Origin of the sequence: Nocardia terpenica (genome assembly GCF_013186535.1) — a bacterium.
Taxonomy (GTDB): domain Bacteria; phylum Actinomycetota; class Actinomycetes; order Mycobacteriales; family Mycobacteriaceae; genus Nocardia; species Nocardia terpenica.
The window spans coordinates 64844-86949 of sequence record NZ_JABMCZ010000003.1 but is presented as its reverse complement, the minus strand read 5'-3'; the positions used below and the strand labels follow the sequence as shown (position 1 = coordinate 86949).

Sequence of the window (22106 nt, the reverse complement as noted above, 5' to 3'; positions counted from 1 at the left end):
GACATGTCGTCGGGTGTGTCGGTAGTGGTGCTGTCGATACGTTATGAGCTGTGACGGCGGAGCAGCTCCAACGAGGCGCGCGGGTGCTCCAGGACACTCAGCGGTGGGGGGATCGGTTCGTCGAGGGGGTCGTGGCGGCGGCCGTTGAGGACTGCTTCGACCAGCCTCCAGCAGGTGCTGTGCCCGACGACGGTCAGGGTCGTCTGCGGTGGCAATGTGTTGTGCAGATCGAGCAGTCGACCGAATATCCGTGTTTCGACCTCCCGCAACGATTCGCCGCTCTCGGGTCGGACGTTGTAGGAGGTGTCGGCCGCGGGCCAGGTCGGGTCTTGTTCGAGGTCGGTGAACGAGCGGCCGGTATATCGGCCGAAGTCTCGTTCTCTGAGGTGCTCGTCGGGTACCGGGTGAAGGTTGGCGGGAGTGCCGATGAGTTCGGCGGTGCGCAGTGCGCGAGGTTGGTCGCTGCTGTAGATCACCGCCGCCGGATCGAGGGCCAGAGCGCGGCCGAGTTGGTCGGCTTGGACCAGGGATTCGGGGAGTAGCGGTGTGTCGGTGCGTCCCATGAGGATGCGGTCGATGTTGGCGGTGGTGCGGCCGTGGCGGATCATCAAGAATCGTCCGGGAGCGGTGTTCATGCGCGGACTCCGTTCGTGGTCCAGCCGTCGGCAGTGGTGATGACTACTTTGAGCCGGTCGGCGGAGGGCTGGGTGTACATGCGGTAGGCGGCTGCTGCTTGGGTGATGGGGAATGTGTGGGTGAGCAGCAGCGTCAGCGTGTCGAGGTGGGCGCACAGATAGTCTTCGGCTGGCGCGAAGAATTGCTGCCAGGGCGGGGTGATGCTCGTGGTCAGGGTGAGATTGGCTCGGAGCAGCGCTTCGTAGGGGAAGGCGTATTCCGTGTCGTCGGGGACGCCGAGGGCCAAGATGGTGCCGCCGTGGCGGGTGATGGCGATGGCATCGCGGATGGTGTGCTGCTGGTGGCCGACCGCCTCGATACAGATATCGACGTTGCCGCGGGTCCGCCTGGTGGTGGGCCAGGCGGCGGCGCTGTCGCGCAGGTGGTCGGTGATACCGAACGCGGTGGTCAGGTGCGTGCTGCGGGCGACGGGATCGACGCCGGTGATGCGCGCCCCGAGCTGGTTCAGGACGTGGGCGCACAGCAGTCCGATCGGTCCGAGGCCGAGCACGGCGACGTGGGTTCCGGCGACGCTGCCGAGTTTCGCGGTTGCGTAGAGGACGGTCGCCAGGGGCTGAATCAGGGTCGCTTGGGTGTCGGTGAGATGGGCGGCGCGGATGGGGTGGGTGTGGGTGTGGTCGGCCCGGTACAGCTCGGCCAGGCCGCAGTCGTTGTTGGGCATCGCCAGTACTCGCTGGCCGGATTCGAGTCCGGGGCAGGCGTTGGCGTCGACGATGTGGCCGACGCACTCATGGATGGGAAACCCGAGCTGGCCGGAGCGGTGATCGGCGGTGCTGCGGAACTTGGGGAGGTCGCTGCCGCAGATCGCGGCTGCGCTGAACCGGACGATGACCTCGCCGGTGCTCGGGGAAGGAGCGGGGGCGTCGGGGACGTGCTCGAATTCTCCTGGGGCGCATAGGCGTAGAGCATGCATGGGCGAATCCTTACGCGGCGGTGGAAGGTGCATCGCCGCGGCTATGGGGTGTTGGAACCGATCAGTACGCGTAGTTCGGCGGCTAGGGCCTGCACGTTCATAGTGTGGAAATCGGTGGTGTCGATGGTGCGCACGGGGCCGGGCAGATCTAGAGGTTCATAGCGGCCAGCGAGCAGCTCGGACCGGAATTCGTCGAGGTTGCCGCTGTCGCGATGCCCAGGGTGACGTTCGTCGGAGTCCGATCGCGTGGCGAAGCGCTGGAGTAGGACATCACCCCGTGTGACGCATTGGACCTGCACAGCGTGGGCGCCGGTGTTGTCCAGCAGCCGGTGGAAATCGGCGCTGGATTGCGATGGGCGGAAGTTGGACTCGCTGACACAGCTGACGCCCACGCTCAGGGTGTGCTCCAGTAGTGCGAACAGTACGCTCGCCGCCGCCGTGCCCAGTTCCCGGGATCGCTGGCGATCCGACCAGCCCAGCGTGTCGAACAGGGCTTCTTTGATGACGTCACGGCTGAACAGCGGCAGCCCCAAGCGGGAGGCGAGTTCTGTTGCGAGGGTGGACTTTCCGGTTCCGGGTGGCCCGGAGACGATCACGATTGCTGGGGGCATAGGACAGCTTTCCGGCTCGGAGTGACAGTGAGATCCGTGAGCGTTTCGACGTGCAGCCAGTCACCGCTGAATTCGGTGAAAGCTACCGTCCCACCGGGGACCAGGGCGGCCAGGGCACGGGTGTGGCTGATCGGGGCGCACGGTGCGTGCCGCATCAGGTCCAGCACGTTCGTGGTGAGCAGGTAGGCATCGAGGAGTTCGTAGCGTCCGCCCTCGCGGTGCGGCCATCGGTGCCAGGAGGTGACCGTACCCGCGTGGGCATCGACCGTATGGTGTCGGCTGGTACACCATCGGCTGCTTCCGGCCACGACGGGGCGGCCGTCGCGATCCCACTGGCGGAGGAGGCGGGGTAGTAGCAGCGAGTAGGGCAGTACGACGTTTCCGGACACCAGCACAATGGGTGCGGGGAGCTGGGCCGCGACGCCGAGTACTCCGGCTGGCCCTGGTGCGTTTTCGCGGATGGCCCGGATTCGCTGGTCGATCCGGTGTCGCCAGCCCGGTACCGCGGTCTCAACGTCGCGGGCACGGTGGCCGGTGAGCAGCACGATGGGCGCGGGGGCGGGGACGGCCGGACAGGCTTGGGACAGGACCAGTTCCAGCAGCGGTGTTCCGTCCAGTTCGAGCATGGTCTTTTGCCGCTGGGCTCCCGCCGGTCCCAGGCGGCTGCCCAGTCCGCCGCACCGCACGAGGACCGAGGTCATGGCCGAACCCCGCATCTGGGCAGCACTGTCGATGCCAGCCTGTCGAGCAGGCCGAGGTCTTGGGTGCACACGCTCAGGTAGGTCACCCCGGCGGCGGCGCGGTCCTGTAAGGCGGTGGCGATCTGGTCGGGGCTGCCGCCGAGGGTCCACCAATCCCGGGCCGCGTCCTCGGGTGCGATCGGGTCGACACGGCGGATCTGGAGGTGGATGCCGCACACCGGGGCCGACGCTGGGCGGGCTCGGCGAACTGTCGCGATCTGTGCCGCCACCGATGCCGCTGTCGGTGTGGCACCAGCCAAGCGTGGCCGAGTCGGCACCGTGAGCGCGACATCGTCGGCGAACCGGGCCGCCAGCCGCAGCATCAGGTCAGTACCCGCCGCCACGACCAGGCGCGGCGCATCGGTGCCAGCCGCCAGCACGCGCGTGGTCGGGGTCGTCGCCGGGTCCTCGCCGGTGCGGGCATCGGGCCACACCTGCCGGAACAGGTGCAATGTGTGTTCCAGCGCGGTGATTCGCACCTCGGCCGTCCGCAGGCCGGGGGCGAGGGCGGTGAGGTCGGTGCGCTGCCAGCCAGCGCCGATCCCCAGCTCGAATCGGCCGCCACTGATCTGTTGCAGGGTGGCCGCGCTGCGCAGGGTCTGCGCGGGGGCGCGTAGCGCGTCCAGCACGGTCATGGTGCCCAGGCCGATGGTCGTGGTGTCGGCGGCCAGGCGCGCCAACAGCGCGAACGGGTCCGCGACGGCCACCGGGCGGCCCTCGTGCAGGCGGGAGAGGTGATCGGGAAGGGCGAAGCAGGCATACCCCATGGCCTGGACCTCGGTGGCCGCTCGCACGATCGCCTCGATCGGCTCACCGGGAACGGGGGTGTAGTGCACCCCGATACGCAGCCCCATCAGTACCGTCCGCTCATCAGTTCCGTCACCGGCGGATACAGCGCCGGGACCCGCGGCGCGGGCGCGGTCAGCTCGACTCGCTTGTAGCCGAGTTTGGTGGCCGCGTAGTGCGAGAACCGTGTCGCATGGCCCAGTTCCGGGACCGTGTCCTCGCTGCTGGGGGTGCGGCTGGTCATGCCGTGCAGCAGGCGTTGGACGAGCGCGAACATCTCCACACCCATCGCGAAGTTGTCGGTTTCGTCCTTGGGCAGGTGGGCGTGCGGCAGGGTGAGAGCGTTGACGATCCGCCCGGTATGCAAGCCGGGCCGGAACAGGGCATTGATCAGGAAACTGATCTCGAGTCCGTAGCCCGGCGCGAGTTCCATTGCCGCCCAATCGGATAGAGTCGCTCCTTGGTCGCCGTGCAGTAGGAAGCTGAAGCGGGCCAGCCACCGTTCCACCAGGTTGTCTCGGCGGCTGGACAACCACAGCGACAGCGCTCGCGACGACCGGCCACCGTGCTTGGTGCACCGCTCCACCGCCGCCTCCAGTTCCGCGAATCCTCCGGCTCCCAACAGGTTTCGCAGGGTTTCGCGGGTCGGGACCATCCCGACCGGCAGGCGTTCGCTCACCGGCGGGGCGTGCGGCACACAGCGCGCCAGCGCCGTATCCAGCAGGTCGACGAACCTCCAGGTCCGCTCACCGTCCGGCTTGACCAGCTCCGGACCGACGGCCAGGCGCAGGCTGCCGCCCTTGGCGAAACTCACTCCCGCATACGGTTGATCGCTGCACCCGGTGTGCTCCGCGGCAAAGCCCAACGCCCATGGCGCATACAGCGCGAACGCGTCTTCCGGGTCGTAGATCACGTAGTCGTTATCGATGAACACCACGAACTGCCGCTCCGGATCGCTGCCCTCGGCCAGCAGCACGGCCAGACACGACAGCAAATGCTCGGTCTTACCGACCGCGGGCACGGGCATACCAGCATGGGTCAGTGCTCGGCATCCGGTCAGAAGCCGCACCCGGCGATCCAGCTGCGCAGTCAGCGCCTCCGGTGCCGGGTCGCCCTGATAGCTGACCGCCAGCCGCACTCCCGGATCACAGTCACACAGGCTGATGAGGCTGCGGCACAACCGCGCGGTGGTCGCGAATCGCAGCAAATCCTGCCCGTGGCACAACACGATCAGATGCACCGTCAGCCCATGGCGGCACAGCGCCGCCGCGACCTGACGCACCACCTGCCGACGCCGGACGCCGCCAGGGCCGAGCAGGCCGTCGAGGTCCACATCGACGATCTTGTCCGGCTCCGGTGCGAACATCACCGCACCACCGGTTGGGTGACCGCGGCTGCCGCCGCGTACATGCGGTCGATCACCTCGGCCACGACCGCAGCCTCCGATCCGGGGCACAACGGCCGCCCGCCCGTGCGGATCGCCGCGACGAAGTCGGAGTACATCGATGGTGCCCGGCTCGGCACCTGCTCGGGGTCGATGTGCTGCGGGTTGTTTCCGTCGCGCAGCACAGTCAGCAGGTAGTGCCGGTAGGAGTCGCCGATATTGGCCACCCGCAACGCCGCCTGAGTACCGCGAAGCTCCAGCAGCACCTGCTCACGGCGCGGCAGATGCCCCAGAAACGACAGCTCCACCTGGACGGAGGCGTCGTTGTCGAGGTGCAGCATCCCGACCGCGGTGTCTTCGACATCGCCACCGTCACACCGCAATTGGAGCAGTCGGCTGCTGGTGGCCGCCGTCAGCTCCCGCACGTCCGGGAATCCGAGCGTCCACAACGCCAGGTCGATTCGGTGGGTCCCCAGATCCATCAGGACCCCGCCACCGGCACGAGCCCGATCCCGGTACCACGACCCCGGCGCATTGTCCCGCCGAACCCACATCGTCCGCGCGAAATACACCTCACCAAGCCCACCACCACGCACCAGTTCCCGAGCCGCCCAATGCGCCGGGTCCGCCCGGAAATCATGCAACGCCGCCAGCACCAGGCCACGATCCTCAGCCAACCGCACCAGTTCCCTGGCACGATTGCCCGTCGTCGTCATCGGCTTCTCCACCGCCACATGCTTGTTCGCGAGCAAGGCTCGCTCCGCCAACTCCGCATGCGCATCGTTGGGGACCGAAATCACCACAGCCTGCACCCGCGGATCTTCCACCAGCTGATCGAACCGCACCGTCGCCACGCACCCCGGCCCCGCATCGGCCAGCGCAGCATCCGCTCGCCCGCTGTCAACATCGCACACCGCGACCACCGTGCTCTCCCCCGGCCGCTCCCAGCCACGCACGTGCCGCAGGCCATGGCGCAGGCCGACAATGCCGAACCGCACCGCCGACGACATGTCATCTCTTCGCATGATATGTGCCATCGAACCTTCCAATTCATTAAATATGTTGTGCTACAACAGGATTGAATAGGTCTTCCGCAGCCGGGTACTCGTCGGCAGTCGCCGTGATATAGCCGAGCACCAGGGCTTGGGGATCGGTGAGCACCAGCCCGTGGTGGGCATGGTCACTCGTGTTCGGCGGGCAGCTGCTGCTTGCGCCAGTAGCGGTGCGCCGAGGTGCTGGGTGTCAGCTGGGAAAGAATGTCTGCGTTGATGATTGGTTCCAGGCTGAGCGCGGCGGCCCAGACGCTCGCCGAGATGGCTCCGTCGAAGAATCGGCGCAGCAGCCACTGTCTCGGCTCGGGGGCGAGGGTGTCGTAGTCCCATTCGATCAGGGAAGGGTCGGGCGGGCAGATGACGACCCCGCGGGTCATGCCACGAGCATCGAACACGACTGCACCGCAGACAAGATCGCGTATCCGGAACGTGCGGCGACCGCCCGGTGCGGCGCGGACGGCGTCGGGTGGCATGTTCGCGGTGTCGGCGAATTCGCTGCCGCTGGCGAAGATGCTCAGCCCGTACCCCCACAGGTTGGGCAACTCCTCCTCGAACCGATCAGCCATGTCGAGCACGGCTTCTGGGGAGGTGACACGGCGGGTACGCAGGTCATTGATGTTGTGCTCGCCGGTGGCCCCGCATCCCCACAGGTACATGCTCGTGTCGGCGGGCTCGTCGGGGACCACGCGGGCGCGGTTGCCCGCCATACCCACCAGCATCGACCGCACGAGGCCCGGCCTCGGATACTCGCTCCCGGGCATCATTTCCCCTCCCGCACCGTCGGCTTACCGGGCATCGAGATGCCGGGATCGAGGTGCCACGTCGGCACCGACTCGACCCACTGCGGTCTGTGGAGGGCGAGCCAGTGCACGGCCCTGGTCATCGGGGCATACGAGCCGCCGATGGCACGCGCCAAGCCGTGGGACGTACGCGGCCACGGCACGTCACGCATGGCCAGCAGGGCACGGATCGTGGTGCCGGTGAGCCAGTGCTCCGGCGCGACAGGATTCGCCGGGGCAGCCTTGGTCAGCATCCACGCCGGTTGCCCCCGACGCACCGTGCTGTCTTTCTCCAGGAGGGCCAGGATCGCCGGTATCGATGGCCTGGCGCGTCCGTCGACGGGTAGGCCGGTGAGGTGGGCTAGCTCGGCGACGGTGCAGGGGTCGGGCGAGTTGGCCAGCGCGGCCAAGACGGAGGCTTGCTCGTCGAAGAAGTAGCGAGAGCCCACAATCGTCCCTCCTGGACTGTCTAGTGTTCGTGAATCCATTGCTGTGCAACGTCTTTCAGATAGCCGATATCGGTCGCGGACGCTTCGCGCACCAGCGCCCCGGCTTGGTGCACGCGCAGGACACACGAAGATGCGGCGGTGGCATGGATTTCGAGGTTGTAGACGCCGTGCAGGCGCACGAGCCAGTACTCGCCGACATCGGCGACCAACTGCCATCCATCCGTCGCGTCTGCGGGCCGGATCGGGCCGCGCGGCTCGGTGCTGTTCACGCGATCGGCTCCGACGCGCGAGCCAGCGCCGCGAAATACTGGAGGCAGTCCGGCCCGTGGCCCGCGTGCTCGCCGAGGACGAAACGCGCCTCGTCGAGTTCGGTGATCGGCGGTGGCTCGTCCTGGCAGTACTGGTGACGCAGCCGCCACAGGTCGACCGTCGCCGCATTCACCGCGTCACCCCCGGCACCGCCGACCGAATCCTCGGCCGCACAATCTCCCACGCCGCCGCCGCCTTGCACGGGCAACGTCGGAAATCGCAATCCAGGTGGGCGAGCATCGCGCGGTGCGCCTGCGTGACCGTGAAGGGCGCCGAGCGGCGCGTCGTGGCTCACCGGCACGCACCGACCGTCGGCGGCGAGACGTTGCTGCAAATGCGCGACCGACACCCTGGACCGTGTACCGCAGGCGTGTGCGCCTTGGGGATGACCGGCATTGCGGGCGCGGACTGCGCCGACTACCGCCGCACTGATCCCGATCATGAACAGGAACATCACTGCTACTGCTGCGATCATCGTCGGACCCCCATCGACGGCGAGATGTGCGCTTCCCGCAATGTTTGTGCCGCAGCGGTTTTGCGAGCACAACTAGCCGGGCAGTCGCCGTGAAGCTGCATGGCCATCAGTGCGCCGGTCACGGTAAGGGGTTCGTCGGGGGCGTCGTGCGGGAACCCGGGTGCCCAAACGGTTCCGTCCATCGGGGACTCTCGGTGAGGGTGGAGGGTGTGGTGTCGGGGTGCCCGTAGCGGTAGGCACAGCGCAGCGACGGTGAATGCGATCATCCCTCCAGCCAGCAAGATCAGAGACCAAGTCATTGAGACCTCTGGGTGTGTTTTGGCGGGTGAGGGGTCCCGATACGAGGCGTTACGGCTGCATGAATGCCCGTAGCGGCCGACGACGCTTTCAGGCCCCGGAATTTGCGCGGTCATCATGGACCCGCGTTCCAGACCACGGGCAGCGTTCGCCTTCCCGTACCTGATGAGCCGCGATCTTGCCATCTACCAGCGGAAACAATCCGTAGCACAGGAACGACGGGCACGACACGCTCATAACGTGCCCCGTTTCAGGAGAGGCGTGGCCGATTCCGCACTGGGACAAGAGGATCCATGGAGTGCTTTTCTCACACATCGGCGGAAGCCTCCGTAGCCGTGACGGTCAGAGCATTCGCCTGTACCCGAACGTGAACTCGTTCACCGAGATGGTCCGGCGGCGTTGATTCTCCAATACCCCAGGCGTGCAACAAGATTCGGACCGACTCGCCATGTGATCCGCATGGTTGTCTGCACATATACCGGTAGTGGTCAACTCGGGTCGCCGCAATCTCGGTGGTACGTCGCCGCTGTACCGTCGTCATTTCGAACACCTTTCGCTTCGGAGTTGAAGCGCGCCCGGTGCAAGTGCTCAGAACATGCGATCCCCCACAGGCGGAGTTGGTGGCGTCACTGAAAGGGGATGCAATCACCATGCCGCCGGGCGCAATCCGAGTGTGGTGTGCGTCACCGGCTCGGAGTAAGTTCGTCTGGGGTGTTGAAAGGTGTTGAATCGGCGGCCGACCAGATCTGAGCAGGTGGAGTGATGGAAGCTCTGAACATGCAGCTTTCCGATTGGCTGGCCCGCTCCGGATGGAGCCGCGGAGAACTCGCTCGCCGGATTCGTGCGCACGCGATCGAGTGGGGTGAGCCGCAAGTGCGGCCGGACACGTCGAGCGTAGGCCGATGGCTGGACAAGGGTGAACACCCTCGCGCGCCGGTCCCGGAGATCCTCGCCGACCTGTTCTCAGCGCGATTCGGCTACCGCGTGACTACATACGACCTCGGTTTCGACGACCGGCCCACGGTTGACCGCGCCCTGGTCTACAGCCCATCGTTGAAGGAGACCGTCGAAGCTGTAGCAGACCTCGGGAGAGCCGACGTGGATCGTAGGAAGTTCCTCACCACCGCTCCGTTCGCCGCCGCAGCGGCGATAGGGCCGTCCCGCGACTGGTTGCTGAGTACCCTCGATCAGTTGCCGGACGACCGCCAACGGGTTCGGCTCGAAGATGTCACTGCCGTGAAGAACATGTTCACCCACTTCCAAGAGATGGACATCTTCCAAGGCGGCGGAAGTGGGCGCCTCGTGCTTGCGGCCTACATGAACGAGCATGTGTACCCGCTGTTGCGACGCACCTACACCGAAGATGTGCAGCTCGCGCTCGCCGGGGCCGCCGCAGAACAGACCTACTTGTTGGGATGGATGGCATTCGACAACGGTGAGCATGGGGCGGCCCAGCGGTACCTGATTCAGGCGCTTCGCCTCGCAGAGGAGTCGAGGGACGCCGCGCTGGGTGCGCATGTCCTCGCTGGCATGGCCGATCAAGCGACTCTGCTCGGCCACCCCCAGGAAGGCCGCCGCCTTGCGCAGGCTGGTCGCCAGGGGCTTGCCAAGGCAAACTCGCCTGCTTGCCTGGCCGATTTGTGGACCTTGGAGGCTCGCGCCCTCGCAACCATGGGCGAGAAGCGTGGCACCGCACACGCCATCAACGAGGCCGAGCGCGCCTTCGACCGCATCGACCGCGACAGTGAACCCGAATGGGCACGGTTCATCGACCCGGCCTACATCTGCGGCGAGTGGGCAAATGCCTTCCGAGACCTCGGGCTCTCGACCGACGCTGAGCCCCACGCTCGCCGGTCGATCGCTTACGCGCGCAACCAGAACCGGGCTCGGCGCGGTGCTCTGTCTCACGCGGCTCTCGCCGTGACCCATATCCAGTGCCGAGACTTGGAAGCAGCCTATGTTGCTGCTGTCCGAACCGTCGACCTATCCCGCAAAGTCAAGTCGTCCCGGTCGGTTGAAGCTGTCCGAGACGTTCAGCGACAAATGATGACGTTCGGTCCACACCCGCTCGTCGCGGACTTCAACGAGCGCGCTCACGCGCTTCTGGCTGCTTAAGGCCAAGCAGCGGACGGCCACCCAGCTCGTGGCGCGACGGGCGAAGCGTGAGGAAATGCCACCGCATTGAGGCTGGCAGCGCCCACCAGATGGTGCGACTCGGTTCCTTTACGGATCTCGCCGCACCATCGGCGTATTCGCTACTCGTCGTTGTACTCGTCGTTACGGTCAGCGGCCTCTTCGGCTCGATCGGCGAACCCACTCGTTGCGGTCGCCGAGTCAGGGTCTCGGTCGGCCGCCGCGCTGATCCGATCGGCCGCTTCGTGATCCATCGGGGTACTGCCCTTGCCCATGATGTACTCCCTTCTGCTGCGACAGGTGGCAAATGCGACTCAGGTCGCGCGTGCGCACGCCTGTAGACATGTGGAATGGTGAGGTGGGGCGCTCGGCACAGCCGAGCTGAAACCCCCTTTTCGACGTCGGCCAAGCCTGACGTCGGTTGGTTGCACATCCGGCCGCGATGCAGGTCCCGGAACCGCCGTCGGCACAGCCTGGCGGGGAGCACGGCTCCGGCCACCGTCAGTATGCGACCAGGCCGTACAGCGTGGTCTGATTGCTGGCAGGACATGCGGAGGACAATCGTGTGACCTGTCGGAGCGACTGCACCCATTTCGGGTCGTGGATCGACCAACGGCGGGACCTTCTGATACGCGGCGACGTGTGCGATCGTGGTATCCGGGTATCCCCCCGATTCCAACCCGGCTCCATCCGCGAAGGGAGCAGCACATGTCAGAAATCCCATCGTGCGAACTCATCCATAGTCCACCTGTGGCCGCAGCCGGACGTGTTGCGTTCATGCCCGGCGAGTACGACATCGGTTCGGAACCACGGGTTCTCACCGTCTGTGGGTCGTGCCGGTCGATGTTCACGACGCTGTTCGGCACCAGACCGAACCGAGAATTCAACTGGGTGAAACCGCTGGATCTGCCCTAGCAGTCCGCCCCACCGGACTGCTTCGGAGGGAGTGAGGAAGGTGAGCGAGGCAGGGTTACCCTTTACCGCAACAGCAGCAAAGGGAAACCCAGAACGCGCTTCGTCGGTCGGTCGTCGGATCGCTTCGTTCAAGGTCACGCTGCTGGGAATTACTCAGCAGCCGGGACTGGGATACTCACGAGAACTGGTACAGCCGCCACAGCTGTCCCCGTCCGAGTCCGCCTTTACCGGGTCAGTTACTCGTGATCGGAACGCACGCCTGTTCCAGGCATGACTAGGCAATCCCGCTATCGAGGCTGGTCTTTCACAGCGACCGGGGACGGCACCGAGGGCAAGTCGGCCCACCCGTCAGTACTCCACGGGCGCACGGAGAGAAGACGCCCTCGAGCCCTGATTCACGCATGCAGTCAGTACGCCGTGCCGCCCGTGCCGGAATGGTGGGTCGCGCAAGGTATGTACGTATGCAGTTGTGCAACAGAGGGTTTCGCGGTCAATGCCGCTAGGGGGCGTGCGAGATCAACCTTTCTCTGGCTAGGTCAGAGGTTGGCCACAGGGACCTCGGACGCACGCGGCATCACAAAGAAACTGGCGGGGGCATCCATGCACATCGGACGCGCCGACCGCCAGCAAGAACAGTTATATGACAGGTCACCGCCACAGGCAAGACGATGGAACACCGATCGTCGCGAGGCGGGAGAAGCGGGGAAAATGGGCAGGCTGGCGCTCAGTAGCGCCGATAGCCGCCACGAGATAGACTCGTGCACGACTCGACCTCCGTAACAGGTTCGGGTCCGTGCCCCCGAGTGTTCCAGCACTGCGGGGGCTTCTTCTGTTGTCAGAATCTGACTGTACACGCGAGTTTGCCAGACGGAAAGCTAAGAGCCAGAAGACATTCAACCTCCAGCTGGCCGGAAGCCTATACGCGGCAACGCATCCTAATATATGCGATGCATGGCAAATTCCCCGCGAGTATCGAGAAGGCTGGACCGTGGCGGCGAGGTCTGCCACGATGCCGACCGAACAGAATGCGCGCGAGGGACCAGCAGGCGTGCGAAATCTCTACGGAGAGGCCACGCATGACTGAGTCTGCCCTGTCGCAACTCGGGACGATCCTCTACACGCCCGATGCCGTCGCGAAGGCACTATCCCTGACTACGCACTGGCTGGAGGAAGCCGCCCGGAAGCGGGAGATCAACCACACTCGCGTCGGTCGCCGCCTGCTGTTCACTCGGACGCAAATCGACGCTCTTGTACGCGCCCACGCCGTATCTGCCGCCATCCCTGGGGAATTCGTGCCAGCACTGCCCAAAAGGCCGTCAGCGGGCAAAGCAGCGGACGGAAACTCGGTCTCAACGGAGTTAAGGAACCTGCGACCCAAGAAGCCACGTCACTCGGCTTGAACAGCGACCCCCACGAGCCCAACAGATCGTGGGGGTCATCGGCTGCGGGTCACGCAGCAATCGACAAGCCGATCTCCTTGGCGCGAGCGTAAAGGATCTCGTCCAGGAGCGGAACCACCGATCGCGGATGCAGAGCAAGCCGCGCATCCACCGCGCGCCACCACCGCGCTTCCAGTTCCTCGACCAGATCGCCGCGCATCTTCTGTGTCACGTGCGTGTAGACCGCCTGCACCGACGTATCGCTATGCCCGATCCGCTCATCGATCAGCACCTTCGGTACACCCATCTCGGTCAGGATCGTCCGGTGCGAATGCCGATTCCAGTGCGGGCGAGTCACATTCGTGATCGGCGACCACTCCCCAGACGCCCGCCTTGCCGCATACGGGCCGCGAACCGGAACACCGGGAAACTCGGTCGCATCGACCACGACCGGTCGACGAGGCTCGCCTTTGCGGTGAGGCGTGTAGGTGCCGGTCGCAGCCGGAACATAGATCCACTTGTAGTAGTCCCCACGCCACCAGTGCGGCTGAATCTCGTTCGGGTTCGGCGGGATGTATCCCAGCTCGCCCGCAGCGTCGAGGACGCGGCGACGGGTGTCCTCCGAGATCTGTCCTGGAGAACCGAAAGCGATCTGCACTGTCCTCTTCGACACGCCCAGATGGCGTGCGACGCTCGCCAGGGATACGCCGTCGTTCAGACTCTTGGGGTTCTTACGCGGACGCCCGGAGAACACGAATGTCAGGCCGTGGCAGGGACAAGACCGCGGACTGGCACGTGCGATGTGGTCTTCAACCAGCTTGCCCAGGAATGGCGGCAGATCGATAGCGCGGAACGATTCGTCCTTCGGGTCCTCCACGAACTGCGCGCCGTCGATCTCGGTCAGCTGCGCCTCCACATGGATGCGCCCATTCGCAACACATTTCGTCTGCAACCCCCATAACTCACCGGTTCGCAACCCGCACCACCGCCGAGTCGTCTCAGCGACAAATTCATCGGGCCGCCTCGACAGGACCGCGGCTCGCTCAGCCAGCAGCAGCCCGTCGAAATCGCCGATGATCGGTGCCGCCAGCACCGCCGCCCGGCGGTGACGGTTTGTCCGTCTTCCCCGGCCCCGTTTCCGATCAGCAGGGTTCCGGCCGATCGACGGGTACTCATCGAGGGCGTCGGACATCACCGTGTGCAGCAGGCTGCGCCAATTGTGGATGCTGGACCGATTGTTGCCCGCCTCCTCGCGCTCGTAACGCTCCCATGCGGCGACTATGTCCTTGTCGATCTCGTCGAGCCGTTTCTCCCCGAAGTAGGGGATCAGGTGGTTCTCTAGGCCACGCTTGTAGTAATCCATCGTCCCGCGCGCGAGATCTTGCCGCCCGTACCAGCGGTCCGCGTAAGCCGCGAAGGCTGGGAGGTCCCGCGAGCCGCGCATATCGGCTGGCGTTCCGTAGGTTTCGGCGACCGCCATGGCCGCAGCCTGAGCCACCTTGTAGTTGATTTCAGCGTCATCGGCAGCCTTCTGGGCTCGCTTCTCGGTGTCGAACTTCTTGACCCGCCCGGTTTCCGGGTCCTTCACCGGTTCGTAGACCTGTGGAGCGACTGCGAAGTACGCGGTGTAGTGGACATCCCGACCGGTGCCGCGCTTCTTGGGGTACGCCATGCGAACTCTCCTGGGCGTTGCGCGGGCCAACGCGCGGATGGATAAGGGGCGAACGGAATCCACTGCGATGGAGCGTGCGGATTGCCGTCGTTCGCGTCACATCTCATCCATTGGACGCCCCCTGCGTTTGGCTGACGCAGGTTCTCGGCGGAGAGGATATCGATCGGCCTTGGATCAGGCAACCAAACCAGGCCCCGAGAGTGACTTCCATCACACATGCCGAAGAAATCTCGGCAACCGCTGGGCAGCACAGGCCAGCAGCAGTTGCTGAGAAGTGGGTCCCGAGTCACCTCAAAGCGACCGATTTTGGGAAAAATTGGGAAAAATCTGCCTGGCGAGGCGGTCCGAACGCTGCCGAAACCGGCCGAAACGGACACTGCTGCGACGCCCCCGACCGGGCCGAAAACAGCGCTTGAGCTGCTAGACCACACTTTTGATCTGGCGATCCACTGCGAGAAGCCCGAATTCGCTTACCCACGATAGCGCGGCTACCGTTCCAGTCGTGCAGCCGTCCCATCCCCACCGATCCGTGACACCGCGCGAGCGCCTCGATTCGGCGCTGCTCTACCTGTGCACCGACGCCCGCCGCGACAAGGGCGATCTGGCCGCGTTCGCCGACGCGGCGCTGGCGGGCGGGGTCGACATCATCCAGCTGCGGGACAAGGGCTCGCCCGGTGAGGCGAGGTTCGGGCCGCTGGAGGCGCGCGGCGAACTCGGGGCGCTGGCCGAGCTGAAGGCGGCCGCGCGCCGGCACGGCGCGCTGCTCGCGGTGAACGATCGCGCCGATATCGCGCACGCCGCCGGGGCCGACGTGCTGCACCTGGGGCAGGACGATCTGCCGCCCTGGTACGCGCGCAAGATCGTCGGGCCGGATGTGCTGCTCGGCCGCTCGACCCACGACCGCGACCAGGCCGGTCTGGCCGCCATCGACGAGCACATCGATTACTTCTGCACCGGACCGGTGTGGGCCACACCCACCAAGCCCGGCCGTGCCGCCGCGGGTATCGACCTGGTCCGCGCCACCGCCGCCGATCGCCCCTCCCGCCCGTGGTTCGCCATCGGCGGCATCGACGGCGACCGACTGCCCGAGGTGCTGGACGCCGGTGCCACGCGAGTGGTCGTGGTCCGTGCCATCACCGACGCGAGCGATCCGCAGGCCGCGGCCCGTGCGCTCAAGCACAGGTTGCTGGAAAACGTGTACGGCACCAAATGATTCCGGCGTGCTTTTGGCCGGAATCCTCGGTGAGATCCCGGCCAAAAGCACGCCGGAATCAAGAAGGTGGCACGCCGGAATCAAGAAGGTGGCACGCCGGGATCAAGGAGCTGGCACGCCGAGAACAAGGAGTTGGCGCGCCGGGAACAAGGAGCTGGCACGCCGGGAACAAAGCGTTGGCACGCCGGGAACAAGGAGTTGGCGCGCCGGGATCAGGGAGTTGGCAGGCCGGGAACAAGGGGCTGGGGTGAGTCTGTTGCGGGCGTGGGTCAGGAGAGGACCTGCTCGAGGGTGAGCAGGAGGATGTTTTCGGATGGATCGGTGGGGTCGTCCGGGGCGGTGATGCGGGCGGGGCGGCCCGTTGTGCCGGGGTGGAGCCAGACGAAGCCTCGGTTGGCGAGGTCCAGGGTGCGGGGGAGGGCGGCGGCGACCGTGTCGGGATCGGGGAGTCCGGCGAGGCTGAGGCGGGCCGATTCGGCGCGGAGTGTGGGCCAGGCGGCGGCGAAGCCGGGGTGCAGGGGGCGCTGGGTCACCTCTTCCTCAGGGACCCAGGCCAATTCGGCGCTCTCCTTGTTCGCGATGGTGGGCAGGGGCTCGAGGGCGTCGGCCACCACCGTGGTGTAGGTCCAGCCGCTGGGGGCGGTGGCGGTCACCCGGCTGCCGCGCACCCGGACCGCCTCGGGCTTGATCCCGGCCTCCTCGTTCGCCTCCCGAACCGCGGCGTGCACGCTGGTCTCGTGGCTGTCGCGGGCGCCGCCGGGCAGCGCCCAGGTCCCGCCCTGATGGCTCCACGGTGCGCGATGCTGAAGCAGGACCGCCGCTCCGCCGCCGGGAAGCGGGGCGCGCAGCAGAAGACCGGCCGCTCCGTACAAACCCCACTGCCGCGTTCCGTCCGGGTTTTTTACGAAGCCGTCTCCGTCACCCTGCATCTTCGCCTCGTCTCATCCCATATCAGCGGTGGCCGGCACCGCCCAGCCACAAATTTCCGCGGGTTGCGGGGCGACGCACCCGAGACGGCGCCGATACGACCACAATAAGCTCAGTCGCTACGGCGCAGCCCATGACGGAACGGAGGTGATCATGGCTCGCACCGGGCAACCGCGACTCGACGAGCTCTCGCCGCGGGCCGCGGCCGCCGCCGTCCGCCGCCAGCTCGACGCCACCGACCTGCGCGCCTTCGTCCGCTCCTCCCCCGCCAAGCTGATCGCGATGGGCCTGCTGCTGCTCGGCCTGTGCCTGATCGCCGGGGCGGTGACCGCGGCGACGGTGAGCAATCGCCAGCAGGCGCTGGACCATCTGCTGGATCAGGCCGAGCCGGACGCGAATTCGGCTCAGCGCCTGTACACCTCGCTGTCGGTGGCCGACGCGGCCGCGGGCACGGCGTTCATTTCCGGTGGGCTGGAACCGAAACCGGTGCGCGACCGGTACACCCAGGCGATCGGCGACGCCGCGGCCGAGCTGATCACCCAGGCGGCCACCGGCGCCGGGGAGACCGATGCCCGGCTGCGGACGGGACTGTCCACCGAACTGCCCGTCTACACCGGCGTGATCGAGACCGCCCGGGCCAACAATCGCGACGGACATCCCGTCGGCGCGGCCTATCTCAGCGAGGCGTCGAATCTGATGCAGACCACCATGCTGCCGATGGCGCAGGAGCTGCAGGAGCATCGCTCGGCCGCGATCACCGACATTCAGCGCAGGCACGTGCAGCCGCCGTGGCCCGCGATCGTGCTGCCGGTGCTCGCGCTGGGGGCGCTGGTCGTGGTGCAGGTGTATCTGGCGCGGCGCTGGAATCGGATGCTCAATCCCGGCCTGCTGCTGGCGTCGGGCACGCTGGTGATCCTGTTGGCGTGGACCGTGATCGCCGGATCGCTGTCGGCCATCTCCACCACCGAGGGCCGCGACAACGGGACCGTGCCCACCTCGGACCTGACCGAGAGCCGCATCCTGGCCCAGCAGGCCCGTTCCGCGGAGACCCTGAAACTGGTCCGCCGCGACGCCAGCGGCGACTACGACCACACCTACGACGACGCCACCGCGAAACTGACCGGACTGCTCGACGCATACCCCAAGCACCATCCGGGCGCCGACGATGTCGCCGCCGCCCGGGCCGCGCTGGACCGGTGGCGGGGAGCGCATCAGCGCATGAACGACGCCCTGGCCCGCGGCGATTTCCCGGGTGCGGCCGCGGTCGCGATCGGTTCGGGGCCCAGCGAGGCGGCGGCGGCCGTGGACGCGCTCGACGCCGCGCTCGCCAACGGCATCACCAAGGCCCGCGAGACCCTGCGCTCCGACATCTCCGCCGCCGCGCGCTCGCTGGATTTCCTGTCGCCCGGCGCGATCGCCCTGTCGGTCGTGGCGGCGCTGTGCGTGCTCGGCGGGCTGTGGCCCCGGCTGCGGGAGTACCGATGACGGGCGCGCGCCGGACGCTGATCGCCGCGCTGGCGATGACGGCGCTGCTGGGCGGCTGCTCCGGGGTGCCCTCGGCCTCGCGGGTGCTGCGCACCGGCGACTACACCGAACCCCCGCTGCCCGCGAAAGCCGCTCCGGCGCAGACCAGTTCGCCGGTGCCGCCCACCCCGGTCCCGGCCTGCGACAACCCCACCGCCAGCCTGCGGCCCGACGGCAGCACGCACGGTCCGACCATCGACGCGATCCGCGCCCGCGGCCGCCTGCTGGTGGGCCTGGATCCGGGCAGCAATCTGTTCAGCTTCCGCGATCCGATCAGCGGCACCCTGGCCGGATTCGATGTCGACATCGCCAAGGAGATCGCACGGGACCTGTTCGGCGACCCGGAGCGCATCGAGTATCGCATCCTCAATTCCGCCGATCGGGAACGCGCGCTGGAGGAGCACACCGTCGACGTGGTGGTGAAGACCATGAGCATCACCTGCGAGCGGCGCCGCAACGTCGACTTCTCCACCGTGTATCTGATGTCGCACCAGCGGGTGCTGGTGGTGAAGAACTCCGGCATCGGCGGCCTGGCCGACCTGGCGGGTAAGCGGGTGTGCGTGGCCACCGGGACCACCTCGCTGGACCTGATCCGGCGCGACCAGCCCGCCGCCGCCATCGTGACCGTGCCCGCCTGGGCCGACTGCCTGGTGGTGCTGCAGCAGCGGCAGGTCGACGCGGTCAGCACCGACGACGCCCTGCTGGCCGGGCTGGCCGTGCAGGACCCCTACACCGAGGTGGTGGGCGACAACCTCAGCGTCGAGCCGTACGGCGTCGGCATCCCCAAGGGCAACGACGACATGGTCCGCTTCGTCAACGGCACCCTGGACCGAATCCGCACCGACGGCACCTGGACCCGCCTCTACCAACACTGGCTCCGCTCGGTCCTCGGCCCCACCCCCGGCCCCCCACAACCGATCTACCAGGACTGACCCCCATGCCCGCCCCCCACGAACCAGACCCCGAACCAAAGCAAACCCGTTCCGGCACAAACAAACCCCGCCCCGCCCACTCCGAACAACCGGCGACCCCGCCCGAGGAAGCACAAGCGGCCCAGCCGGAGGAGAAACACAAGACTTCGCCCGAAGGGACACAAGCGAATACAGCCGAAGGAACCCGGGCGACCGCCCCCAGGACGCCGGAGACTCCGCCAGTAGGGGCGCGCGAAGGCGGTGGGGCACAAGCGCTTCCGGATGCTAGGACGGATGGCGCTGCGCCCGAAGAGAAACAGACCAATACACCTGAAGGAACCCGGCTCGCTGCACCGGGGGCGCAGGCAGCTCAACCGGGCGAAGCACCCGGAGGCGCTGGAACACAAGCGACTCCAGAAGACCGGACGCACGCCGCTGCGCCCGACAGGAAGCAAGCGAACTCACCCGAAGGAACCGGAGCGGCTGCACCCGAGACCCAGGCGGATCCGTCGGGCGAAGCAACCGGAGGTGCTGGGGCACAAGCCAATTCAGAAGGACGGACACGGGATGCTGCACCCGGCGGGACGGGCGTGAATTCGCCTGAAGGAACCCGGGCGGCGGGGCTCGAGGCGCAGGCGGGTTCGCCGGGTGGAGCACGCGGAGGCGTTGGGGTGCAGGCGGTTTCGGGGGGCGGGGCACAGGACCGCGGGGCGGGGCTGGTGGAGACGGGGGTTATGGCGGGGCGGGGGGAGGGGCAGTCGTCGGGGCGGACGGGGAGGAGTGGGCGGACTCGGGGGGCGGTGCGGCGGTTGGGGGCGGGGCTGGTGCCTATTGCGGCGGAGGCGCCGGTGGATCCGCGGACGGCGGTGCTTGCCGATCCGGTGGTGGCGGAGGGGCGGCGGTTCTGCTGGCGGTGTGGGAAACCGGTCGGGCGGGCGACGGCCGAGCATGCGGCGACCAGTTCGGGGGTGTGTGAGACCTGCGGGGCGGCTTACGATTTCCGGCCGCACCTGCATGCGGGCGAGGTGGTGGCGGGGCAGTACGAGATCCAGGGCTGCATCGCGCACGGCGGGCTGGGGTGGATCTACCTGGCCGTCGACCGCAAGGTGAGCGACCGCTGGGTGGTGCTCAAGGGCCTGCTGCACGCCGGGGACACCGAGGCGCAGGCGGTGGCCGTGGCCGAGCGGCAGTACCTGGCCGAACTGGCGCACCCGAGCATCGTCAAGATCCACAACTTCGTCGAATACCCGAGCCCGGACGGCACGTCCGTCGGCTACATCGTCATGGAATACGTGGGCGGCCGCTCGCTGCGCGCCATGCTCGACACCTACGAGCGGCCGCGGCGCATGCCGGTGGCGGAGGCCATCGCCTATGTGCTGGAGGTGCTTCCGGCGCTGGAGTACCTGCATTCGCTGGAGCTGGCCTACAACGATCTCAAGCCGGACAACATCATGGTCACCGAGGACCAGGTGAAGCTCATCGACCTGGGCGCCACCGCACCCTTCGAGTCGTACGGAAACCTGTACGGCACCAGGGGTTTTCAGGCGCCGGAATTCACCAAGACCGGGCCCAGCGCGGCCTCGGACATCTACACCGTCGGCCGCACGCTCGCCGTGCTCACGCTGAACGTGCCGATGGAGCGGGGCCGCTACCTCGACGTGATCCCCGAGCCCGCCGACGAACCCGTGCTGACCCGCTACGAGTCGTTCCACCGGCTGCTGCTGCGCGCCACCGACCCGGACCCGCGGCGGCGTTTCCCGTCGGCGCGCGTGATGGCCAACCAGCTGGCGGGCGTGCTGCGCGAGATCCTGGCCACGGACACCGGCACCGAGCATCCGCAGCTGTCGACGATGTTCAGCCCCACCCGCACCAGCTTCGGCACCGGGGAACTGGTCGCGCAGACCGACGCCTACGTCGACGGCATCGCCCGCGGCAAACACCTGCACGCCTCCGATGTCGCTGCGGCACTGCCGGTTCCGCTCATCGATCCGGCGGATCCGGCGGCGGCGCTGCTGGCCGGGACCGCCCATCCCGAGCCGCAGCACGCGCTGGACGCGGTGCGCATCGCCCGCCAGCGCGCCGCGGCCGAACCGGGCGGGGCGCCGGAAACCTTCTCGCTGGAGGCGACTTTCGCCGAGGTGCGCATCCAGCTGGATCTGGAGCATCCGGCCGCCGCGCGCGACCTGCTGAGCGCGATGGACGATTCCGACTGGCGGGTGGACTGGTACCGGGGCCTGGCCGCCCTGCAGGAGCGCGAATACGAGCAGGCGTACGGCCACTTCGACGCCGTGCTGCAGGCGCTGCCCGGCGAGATCGCCCCCAAGCTGGCGCTGGCCGCCACCGCGGAACTGGTGCTGCAGCACTGGGATTCGGCGGATCCGGAGCAGTGGCGCGCCTGCGCGGAGAAGTTCTACGGCACGGTCTGGCGCACCGATCGCGGCGTGGTCAGCGCCGCCTTCGGCCTGGCCCGCCAGCTCGCCGCGGCCGGGCGGGTGATCGAGGCCGTGCGGGCGCTGGACGAGGTTCCGGCCGCCTCCCGCCACTACAGCGAGGCCCGCATGACCGCCGTGCTGTTGCTGCTGACCGCGGCCCCGGTGGACGAGCTCGAGGAGTCCACCCTGCACATCGCCGCGGCCCGGGTCCGATCGCTGCCGCCGGGTGAACCGCGCGCGGCCCAGATGCGGGTGCTGGTGCTCGGGACCGCGCTGGCCTGGCTGCGCGCCGGGCGCACGCCCAAGCTGTCCGATGCCACGCTGTTCGGCGAGCCGTTCGCCGAACGCGATCTGCGCCAGGGCGTCGAGTCGGGATTGCGCGCGCTGGCCCGCACCGCGCCGGGCCGCACGCATCGTTACGCGCTGGTCGATCTGGCCAATTCGCTGCGGGCCAAGACCTGGTTCTGAGTCGCCCGGTAGGCGTGCCCGCTCCATCCGGCGGTGTGGAC

The 22106-nt window shown here is 67.5% G+C and carries 19 protein-coding genes; 5 read left to right on the top strand and 14 right to left on the bottom strand.

Features of this window, described 5'->3' with window-relative positions; all coding sequences use genetic code 11:
• Nucleotides 1-41 precede the first annotated feature (41 nt).
• The 11 genes from HPY32_RS21545 to HPY32_RS21495 form a co-directional block, all read right to left on the bottom strand.
• A complete protein-coding gene (locus HPY32_RS21545; protein ID WP_067595364.1) occupies nucleotides 42-635 on the bottom strand; it encodes a histidine phosphatase family protein in 594 nt (197 codons plus the stop codon).
• Nucleotides 632-1609, bottom strand: coding sequence for a zinc-dependent alcohol dehydrogenase (locus HPY32_RS21540; protein ID WP_067595366.1), 978 nt, complete (start codon nucleotides 1607-1609; stop codon nucleotides 632-634). The genes HPY32_RS21545 and HPY32_RS21540 overlap by 4 nt, the downstream gene beginning before the upstream one ends.
• A 41-nt stretch (nucleotides 1610-1650) precedes the next feature.
• Complete coding sequence (locus tag HPY32_RS21535; RefSeq protein ID WP_082871792.1) at nucleotides 1651-2220, bottom strand: P-loop nucleotide/nucleoside kinase family protein; 570 nt, start codon at nucleotides 2218-2220, stop codon at nucleotides 1651-1653.
• The gene (locus tag HPY32_RS21530) at nucleotides 2202-2921 is read right to left on the bottom strand and encodes an NTP transferase domain-containing protein (RefSeq protein ID WP_171983009.1); all 720 of its coding nucleotides are present in this window, start codon (nucleotides 2919-2921) and stop codon (nucleotides 2202-2204) included. Before HPY32_RS21530 ends, HPY32_RS21535 begins: the two co-directional genes overlap by 19 nt.
• Complete coding sequence (locus tag HPY32_RS21525; protein WP_067595372.1) at nucleotides 2918-3814, bottom strand: LLM class flavin-dependent oxidoreductase; 897 nt, start codon at nucleotides 3812-3814, stop codon at nucleotides 2918-2920. The genes HPY32_RS21530 and HPY32_RS21525 overlap by 4 nt, the downstream gene beginning before the upstream one ends.
• Nucleotides 3814-5112, bottom strand: a complete 1299-nt coding sequence (locus tag HPY32_RS21520) for a hypothetical protein (protein ID WP_067595373.1) — start codon at nucleotides 5110-5112, stop codon at nucleotides 3814-3816. The genes HPY32_RS21525 and HPY32_RS21520 overlap by 1 nt, the downstream gene beginning before the upstream one ends.
• Nucleotides 5112-6155 carry a Gfo/Idh/MocA family protein gene (locus HPY32_RS21515; protein ID WP_171983008.1) on the bottom strand — a complete coding sequence of 348 codons (1044 nt, stop codon included), beginning with the start codon at nucleotides 6153-6155 and terminating at the stop codon, nucleotides 5112-5114. Before HPY32_RS21515 ends, HPY32_RS21520 begins: the two co-directional genes overlap by 1 nt.
• 155 nt (nucleotides 6156-6310) lie before the next feature.
• A complete protein-coding gene (locus HPY32_RS21510; protein ID WP_067595377.1) occupies nucleotides 6311-6946 on the bottom strand; it encodes a hypothetical protein in 636 nt (211 codons plus the stop codon).
• Nucleotides 6943-7410, bottom strand: coding sequence for a MarR family transcriptional regulator (locus HPY32_RS21505; protein ID WP_067595379.1), 468 nt, complete (start codon nucleotides 7408-7410; stop codon nucleotides 6943-6945). Before HPY32_RS21505 ends, HPY32_RS21510 begins: the two co-directional genes overlap by 4 nt.
• A gap of 20 nt (nucleotides 7411-7430) precedes the next feature.
• On the bottom strand, nucleotides 7431-7679 hold the full coding sequence (locus tag HPY32_RS21500; protein ID WP_067595381.1) for a hypothetical protein: 249 nt from the start codon (nucleotides 7677-7679) through the stop codon (nucleotides 7431-7433).
• Complete coding sequence (locus tag HPY32_RS21495) at nucleotides 7676-7903, bottom strand: hypothetical protein (RefSeq protein ID WP_067595383.1); 228 nt, start codon at nucleotides 7901-7903, stop codon at nucleotides 7676-7678. The genes HPY32_RS21500 and HPY32_RS21495 overlap by 4 nt, the downstream gene beginning before the upstream one ends.
• 1350 nt (nucleotides 7904-9253) lie before the next feature.
• Between HPY32_RS21495 and HPY32_RS21490 the strand changes: the two genes are divergently transcribed.
• Nucleotides 9254-10606 carry an NsdA family TPR-like regulatory protein gene (locus HPY32_RS21490; RefSeq protein WP_067596274.1) on the top strand — a complete coding sequence of 451 codons (1353 nt, stop codon included), beginning with the start codon at nucleotides 9254-9256 and terminating at the stop codon, nucleotides 10604-10606.
• A gap of 140 nt (nucleotides 10607-10746) precedes the next feature.
• Here HPY32_RS21490 and HPY32_RS21485 read toward each other — a convergent pair whose 3' ends face one another.
• Nucleotides 10747-10899 carry a hypothetical protein gene (locus tag HPY32_RS21485; protein WP_156674806.1) on the bottom strand — a complete coding sequence of 51 codons (153 nt, stop codon included), beginning with the start codon at nucleotides 10897-10899 and terminating at the stop codon, nucleotides 10747-10749.
• 2089 nt (nucleotides 10900-12988) lie between these two features.
• Nucleotides 12989-14590 carry a LacI family DNA-binding transcriptional regulator gene (locus tag HPY32_RS21480; RefSeq protein ID WP_067595385.1) on the bottom strand — a complete coding sequence of 534 codons (1602 nt, stop codon included), beginning with the start codon at nucleotides 14588-14590 and terminating at the stop codon, nucleotides 12989-12991.
• A 502-nt stretch (nucleotides 14591-15092) separates the two neighbouring features.
• Between HPY32_RS21480 and thiE the strand changes: the two genes are divergently transcribed.
• On the top strand, nucleotides 15093-15803 hold the full coding sequence (thiE, locus tag HPY32_RS21475; protein WP_067595387.1) for a thiamine phosphate synthase: 711 nt from the start codon (nucleotides 15093-15095) through the stop codon (nucleotides 15801-15803).
• 269 nt (nucleotides 15804-16072) lie between these two features.
• On the opposite strand, the gene HPY32_RS21470 is transcribed toward thiE, so the two are convergent.
• On the bottom strand, nucleotides 16073-16732 hold the full coding sequence (locus HPY32_RS21470) for an NUDIX hydrolase (RefSeq protein WP_067595389.1): 660 nt from the start codon (nucleotides 16730-16732) through the stop codon (nucleotides 16073-16075).
• A 151-nt stretch (nucleotides 16733-16883) separates the two neighbouring features.
• Between HPY32_RS21470 and HPY32_RS21465 the strand changes: the two genes are divergently transcribed.
• The 3 genes from HPY32_RS21465 (at nucleotide 16884) to HPY32_RS21455 (ending at nucleotide 22065) form a co-directional block, all read left to right on the top strand.
• Nucleotides 16884-18215 carry a GlnX family signal transduction membrane protein gene (locus HPY32_RS21465; protein WP_067596275.1) on the top strand — a complete coding sequence of 444 codons (1332 nt, stop codon included), beginning with the start codon at nucleotides 16884-16886 and terminating at the stop codon, nucleotides 18213-18215.
• A complete protein-coding gene (locus HPY32_RS21460) occupies nucleotides 18212-19186 on the top strand; it encodes a glutamate ABC transporter substrate-binding protein (RefSeq protein WP_171983007.1) in 975 nt (324 codons plus the stop codon). The genes HPY32_RS21465 and HPY32_RS21460 overlap by 4 nt, the downstream gene beginning before the upstream one ends.
• 569 nt (nucleotides 19187-19755) lie before the next feature.
• Nucleotides 19756-22065, top strand: a complete 2310-nt coding sequence (locus HPY32_RS21455) for a serine/threonine-protein kinase (protein WP_444939659.1) — start codon at nucleotides 19756-19758, stop codon at nucleotides 22063-22065.
• Nucleotides 22066-22106 lie beyond the last annotated feature (41 nt).

Coding starts and splice junctions, on each gene's coding strand:
- HPY32_RS21545 (WP_067595364.1), bottom strand. CDS start 635: ATGAACACCGCTCCCGGACGATTCTTGATGATCCGCCACGGCCGCACC.
- HPY32_RS21540 (WP_067595366.1), bottom strand. CDS start 1,609: ATGCATGCTCTACGCCTATGCGCCCCAGGAGAATTCGAGCACGTCCCC.
- HPY32_RS21535 (WP_082871792.1), bottom strand. CDS start 2,220: ATGCCCCCAGCAATCGTGATCGTCTCCGGGCCACCCGGAACCGGAAAG.
- HPY32_RS21530 (WP_171983009.1), bottom strand. CDS start 2,921: ATGACCTCGGTCCTCGTGCGGTGCGGCGGACTGGGCAGCCGCCTGGGA.
- HPY32_RS21525 (WP_067595372.1), bottom strand. CDS start 3,814: ATGGGGCTGCGTATCGGGGTGCACTACACCCCCGTTCCCGGTGAGCCG.
- HPY32_RS21520 (WP_067595373.1), bottom strand. CDS start 5,112: ATGTTCGCACCGGAGCCGGACAAGATCGTCGATGTGGACCTCGACGGC.
- HPY32_RS21515 (WP_171983008.1), bottom strand. CDS start 6,155: ATGCGAAGAGATGACATGTCGTCGGCGGTGCGGTTCGGCATTGTCGGC.
- HPY32_RS21510 (WP_067595377.1), bottom strand. CDS start 6,946: ATGATGCCCGGGAGCGAGTATCCGAGGCCGGGCCTCGTGCGGTCGATG.
- HPY32_RS21490 (WP_067596274.1), top strand. CDS start 9,254: ATGGAAGCTCTGAACATGCAGCTTTCCGATTGGCTGGCCCGCTCCGGA.
- HPY32_RS21485 (WP_156674806.1), bottom strand. CDS start 10,899: ATGGGCAAGGGCAGTACCCCGATGGATCACGAAGCGGCCGATCGGATC.
- HPY32_RS21480 (WP_067595385.1), bottom strand. CDS start 14,590: ATGGCGTACCCCAAGAAGCGCGGCACCGGTCGGGATGTCCACTACACC.
- HPY32_RS21470 (WP_067595389.1), bottom strand. CDS start 16,732: ATGCAGGGTGACGGAGACGGCTTCGTAAAAAACCCGGACGGAACGCGG.
- HPY32_RS21465 (WP_067596275.1), top strand. CDS start 16,884: ATGGCTCGCACCGGGCAACCGCGACTCGACGAGCTCTCGCCGCGGGCC.
- HPY32_RS21460 (WP_171983007.1), top strand. CDS start 18,212: ATGACGGGCGCGCGCCGGACGCTGATCGCCGCGCTGGCGATGACGGCG.